General features: G+C 59.9%; 1 pseudogene. It reads right to left on the reverse strand.

Features of this window, described 5'->3' with window-relative positions:
• Positions 1-109: 109 nt before the first annotated feature.
• Positions 110-630, reverse strand: a pseudogene (locus E3D03_RS21125) (MobA/MobL family protein).
• Positions 631-686 lie beyond the last annotated feature (56 nt).

Consider the following 686-nt stretch of genomic DNA (forward strand, 5'->3'; position numbering starts at 1 on the left):
TTCAGGCGGACGATACGGTCTGGTTGGCGCATGATCGTGCTGCCTCCGGCTGGTTGTTTCTGACAATTGCAGGGACCAGACAAGGCAACGATTTATCGCTGTGCAACAATTATTTAGGTGTCGTAGTAGTATGGCGTAGAAACGGCGGAAAATAGGATGGTTCTGCGCCCTGCAATCCGATGCCTCGGCCTCTGCCAAGGCCGTGACTGAGGGCAAGTTGCTTCCCAAGCCTCATCCCATCCTCGCCGATGTCCCAATGCACATTCAGATCGGCGATCATGCCCTGATCGACAAATTCGGCCTGCGCGAAGTCGCGGGCAAGTTCGATGCCTTGAGCCTGCGTCATCTCGCGCGGAATGGCGATTCCACCTCGCGGGCGAGTTGCGCGTCCTTTCTGATCTCGAACGCCTCCACATCGTTCCAGAGCCGTTCGCGATCATTCCAGACCTCGGGCGCGTCCTCCGGCAGCATCACCTCGGAATGGACGAGGCCGCGCTTGGCGGAAAAGTCCTGCACGCGGTCGAGGCGCTCGTCGCGCATCCGCGAGGCCGAGCGGTAGGCGGCAGACGCCACTGCGCTCGATCCGGTCTTGCGGCCAATGACCTTGACGTGAAGATGATAGATCGCCATCACGATCAAGCATTGGCACGGCCAAGCGCACGTCGGAACGACGTATAAGCGCGCCC

Origin of the sequence: Paracoccus sp. DMF (assembly GCF_004407025.1) — a bacterium.
In the GTDB taxonomy this organism is placed as follows: Bacteria; Pseudomonadota; Alphaproteobacteria; order Rhodobacterales; family Rhodobacteraceae; genus Paracoccus; species Paracoccus aminovorans_B.